This window comes from Vibrio sp. V10_P2A27P122, assembly GCF_963874335.1.
Taxonomy (GTDB): Bacteria; Pseudomonadota; Gammaproteobacteria; order Enterobacterales; family Vibrionaceae; genus Vibrio; species Vibrio anguillarum.
The window spans coordinates 1-4,377 of record NZ_CAWNHY010000132.1; the positions used below are offsets into that span (position 1 = coordinate 1).

4 protein-coding genes are annotated in these 4,377 nt (G+C 44.7%); 2 read left to right on the plus strand and 2 right to left on the minus strand.

Going from position 1 to position 4,377, the window contains the following annotated elements:
* Positions 1-250: 250 nt before the first annotated feature.
* Both AACQ17_RS06685 and AACQ17_RS06690 read right to left on the minus strand, forming a co-directional pair.
* The gene (locus tag AACQ17_RS06685) at positions 251-1,099 is read right to left on the minus strand and encodes a universal stress protein (RefSeq protein WP_094167674.1); all 849 of its coding nucleotides are present in this window, start codon (positions 1,097-1,099) and stop codon (positions 251-253) included.
* 10 nt (positions 1,100-1,109) lie between these two features.
* Positions 1,110-2,600, minus strand: coding sequence for a SulP family inorganic anion transporter (locus AACQ17_RS06690; RefSeq protein ID WP_017048956.1), 1,491 nt, complete (start codon positions 2,598-2,600; stop codon positions 1,110-1,112).
* A gap of 294 nt (positions 2,601-2,894) precedes the next feature.
* Between AACQ17_RS06690 and AACQ17_RS06695 the strand changes: the two genes are divergently transcribed.
* Both AACQ17_RS06695 and arsB read left to right on the plus strand, forming a co-directional pair.
* A complete protein-coding gene (locus AACQ17_RS06695) occupies positions 2,895-3,224 on the plus strand; it encodes a metalloregulator ArsR/SmtB family transcription factor (RefSeq protein WP_094146957.1) in 330 nt (109 codons plus the stop codon).
* 84 nt (positions 3,225-3,308) lie between these two features.
* Positions 3,309-4,367, plus strand: coding sequence for an ACR3 family arsenite efflux transporter (arsB, locus tag AACQ17_RS06700; protein WP_094146956.1), 1,059 nt, complete (start codon positions 3,309-3,311; stop codon positions 4,365-4,367).
* Positions 4,368-4,377: the final 10 nt, after the last annotated feature.

A 4,377-nucleotide genomic window follows, 5' to 3' on the forward strand; every position in this document is an offset into this window, starting at 1 on the left:
GCCTAGGTTTATTTAATTATTTTTTATTAGTTTTATTAGATAGGCTCCAGTAAATGAGACTTTGATTTAGGAGAGTATTTGGCGTCACGTCAGTTAGTGCCAGTAACCGCGATTTTATTTGCACCTAACATCCTAAGTACCAGTTGCATATCCGCAGCAAGTTTACTACTTGCACTTACCCTCCACAACAGAGTTTTATAATAAAAGCCTTCCGAAGAAGGCTTTATCTATATGGTTAATTTATCAATTATTATCGTATCAATAGCATCGGTACGCTTGATTCGGCTAAGAGCCGAGTGGTGTTACTGCCAACAAAAAACTGACGAAGTTTAGAGTGTCCAAACGCGCCCATGACGATCATGCCAAGTTGGTTTTGTTGTTGGTACTGAAGAATCGCCTTATGAACTTCGCCAGATAAGCACGCTTCCACAACGTGAATACCGTGTTCACACAATTTTTCGGCGGCAGCTTTAAACGCGATCGCTTTATCGTGGTTATCTTCCACCATCACCAAATGGCACTCCAGCCCTTTTAGCAGCGGTGTTTTAATGGCTTTATCCACTAGTTTTTGGCTAATTTCACTGCCATCAAAGGCTAATAGATAGCTTTGTGGTGGTGTAAAATCACCCGTTGCCACTAAGGTGTGCGACTTCATTGTACGCACGATACTCTCTAATTGAGATCCAACAGCCATGGCGTCGTTTTGGTGCACTTCACCCGATTTACCGACCACCAATACACGAATTTCGTTTTCAAGATCAAGCAAAGTCTCCAGCAGGTTGCCGTGCTTTTGCAGTTTATGCACATCTTGTAAACCTTGTTCATGAGCTTTAGTTTCTAGCTCATTGAGTAACGCTTTACCGTGCCTTAAGGCTAGTTTAGAACGCTTTTCGTCTAGTTCAATAAGCTCTTTCAACAGCTGTTCTCGGCTGCCTAAACCGATGTTACCAGACAGTTCACTTTCGGTTTGATTAGCCGCTTTATCAAGTACGTGCAGTAAGGTTAACGGTGCGTGTAAGCTTTTGGCGGCCCACACGCTTAAATTGGCGACCGACTGTGAATAAATCGATCCATCGATGCAAGCAATAATATTGGTCATAATCTGTTCCTTAATGTCCGCCCATCAGCTTTTCAACTTCTTCTGGCTTACCATGCACGCCGAATTTATCGACAATCGTTGCTGTTGCTTCATTCATACCGATGATGTTTACATCGGTCCCTTCGCGTCGGAATTTGATAACAGCACGATCTAGCGAAGAAACCGAAGTAATATCCCAAAAGTGCGCTGCAGAGAGGTCGATAGTGACACGCTCTAAGACCTCTTTGAAGTCAAACGCGTTCATAAATTGATCTGACGAAGCAAAGAATACTTGCCCAACAACACGATAGGTACGCTCTTCTCCATTTTCAGAGAGTTCACTTTTAACCACCATGAAGCGGCCAATTTTGTTAGCAAAGAAAAGAGAAGCAAGCAGCACGCCGACACCGACACCGATCGCTAAGTTATGGGTTGCAACCACAACAACGACGGTCGCGATCATCACGATGCTGGTAGAAAGTGGGTGAGTTTTGAGATCCTTTACCGAACTCCAAGAGAAGGTCCCAATGGAAACCATGATCATGACCGCCACTAAAGCCGCCATCGGGATGAGCTTGAGCCAATCACTTAAAAACACCACCATGATGATCAGTAGAATACCGGCGCAAAAAGTAGAGAGCCTGCCGCGTCCGCCGGATTTAATGTTGATGATCGATTGACCAATCATCGCACAACCGGCCATGCCGCCAAGAAAGCCAGTGGCAATATTGGCGATACCTTGGCCTTTACATTCGCGATTTTTATCACTGCTGGTATCGGTTAAATCGTCAACAATGGTTGCTGTCATCATTGATTCTAATAAACCGACAACGGCCAATCCGGCTGAATAAGGAAATATTATCCATAAGGTTTCAAGGTTGAGCGGAACATCTGGCCATAAAAATATCGGCAAAGTATCTGGTAATTCACCCATATCGCCCACAGTGCGAATATCAATGCCAAAGCTGATAGCAATCAGAGTTAAGGCGATAATGCACACTAATGGCGAAGGTAGCAATTTGCCAACCACAGGAACGTAGGGGAATAGGTAGATAATCGCCAGCCCACCGAGTGTCATGGCATAAACGTGCCATGTTACATTGGTCAGCTCTGGTAATTGCGCCATAAAAATCAGAATCGCCAGCGCGTTAACAAACCCCGTCACGACCGAACGTGATACAAAACGCATCAAATCGCCCAGTTTGAGGTAACCGGCCAGTATTTGTAGAACCCCGGTCAAAACAGTGGCTGCCAGTAGATATTGCAAGCCATGCTCTTTGACTAAAGTGACCATCAACAGCGCCATTGCTCCAGTGGCTGCTGAGATCATGCCGGGTCGTCCACCGACAATTGAAATGATCACGGCAATACTGAATGAAGCGTAAAGGCCGATTTTAGGGTCTACACCTGCGATGATAGAAAAGGCTATTGCCTCAGGAACTAATGCTAACGCAACGACAGTGCCAGCTAGAACATCCCCTCGCACATTGGAAAACCAATCGCGCTTAATATTTTGTAGCATACTTGATCTCTAAAAAATGAAATAAAAAGGTGAGTTGTGAGAGGTAAAGATCAATCTAGGGCGGCGTAAGCAGCATTCGCAACGTCTCTTAGTTGATTTTTAAAATGTGATCCTAATCATTGATGTGGTATAGGTCAACCAAACGATCGTTATTTGTATTGCAGTAATCATTTCTCCCGTTATCACGCTGCTTTTCAAGCGCCGCCCGTCGTGCGCGAGGATAGTTCTGGTGTTTGACTTCTACTCTTTTGCTCCTTACACTAAAACACATTCGATATTCCATATGTATTATTTATGTGCCGCAGTTTATCTTTTTATAAATCCTTGTCTGAAGAAACGAGGCTTAAATCCTTGCTGTTGATGAAGCACAAAGGGCAGTTGTGTGTGTGTGATTTAATGAATGCGTTGCAATTAAGTCAGCCCAAAGTGTCCCGTCATTTAGCTGAACTGAGAAAAAATGAGCTAGTGATTGATGAACGTCGTGGCAAGTGGGTGTACTACCAAATCAATCCTGATCTGGAAAGTTGGATGGTGCAGATATTGGACATCACGCTGAGCCACAATACCGCATTGATTGCGCAAGAGCTAACGCGTATTGCTGGCCCATCTTGTCAAAATGAATGAAATTTTAGCGTTGCTATTTCGCCATGGCTGTAAGTAGAAAGTTGTGCGCGGCTCCCTTTTTAGACTGACCGAGAGATGTGATGTATGAGTGAATTACCTGTCTGCGCAGAAGCCTCTGCAGCCGAAAAAATGAGTCTTCTCGATCGCTATCTAACCTTGTGGATTTTCCTTGCGATGGGGCTCGGGGTAGCGATCGGTGTCTTCTTTCCGCAAGTGGCGCAATGGAATGAAAATATGTCGGTCGGTTCGACCAATATTCCGCTGGCGATCGGTTTGATTTTGATGATGTATCCACCACTGGCAAAAGTGAATTACAGCCTACTAGGTGAAGTGACTCGTGATAAACGCGCCATCACACTCTCTTTAGTGATGAACTGGATTGTCGGGCCTATCTTGATGTTTGCATTGGCGATCATTTTCTTACGCGATTATCCGGGTTATATGGTCGGACTGATCTTAATTGGTCTGGCGCGTTGCATCGCGATGGTATTGGTGTGGAATGATATCAGCGATGGGAACAAAGAGTACGGCGCAGCGTTGGTGGCGCTCAACAGTGCATTTCAAATTGTCACTTACAGTTTTATGGCGTGGCTATTTATTACTGTTTTGCCGCCGTATTTTGGGCTCGAGAGCTTTGTGGTTGATATTACCATTCTCGATATCGCAGAAAGTGTGCTGATTTATCTCGGTATCCCATTTTTAGCTGGTTTTTTAAGTCGCAAATGGTTGGTGGCCGCGAAAGGTGAGCAATGGTACAACGAGGAGTTTATTCCGCGTATTTCACCGATTACGCTAGTGGCACTACTAGCGACGATAGTTTTGATGTTCAGCCTGAAAGGCGAGATGATCATTGAACTGCCGATGGACGTGATACGCGTTGCCATCCCTTTAGTGATTTATTTCTTAGTGATGTTTTTTGTCAGCTTTTTCATTGGTAAAAAACTGGGCATTCCTTACGATCAAAATGCCTCAATTGCTTTTACCTCATCAGGCAACAACTTTGAACTGGCGATTGCGGTCTCCATTGCCGTGTTCGGTTTAAATTCCGATCAAGCATTTGCGGGTGTGATTGGGCCCTTGGTTGAAGTGCCGGTGTTGATTGCCTTGGTCAACGTCGCGCTGCGTATGAAAAAGAAATACTAGCGCTCTCTGA

What these genes read in the sequence shown, in the direction of transcription:
- AACQ17_RS06685 (WP_094167674.1), bottom strand. Translation starts at nt 1,099, where the DNA reads ATGACCAATATTATTGCTTGCATCGATGGATCGATTTATTCACAGTCG.
- AACQ17_RS06690 (WP_017048956.1), bottom strand. Translation starts at nt 2,600, where the DNA reads ATGCTACAAAATATTAAGCGCGATTGGTTTTCCAATGTGCGAGGGGAT.
- AACQ17_RS06695 (WP_094146957.1), top strand. Translation starts at nt 2,895, where the DNA reads ATGTGCCGCAGTTTATCTTTTTATAAATCCTTGTCTGAAGAAACGAGG.
- arsB (WP_094146956.1), top strand. Translation starts at nt 3,309, where the DNA reads ATGAGTGAATTACCTGTCTGCGCAGAAGCCTCTGCAGCCGAAAAAATG.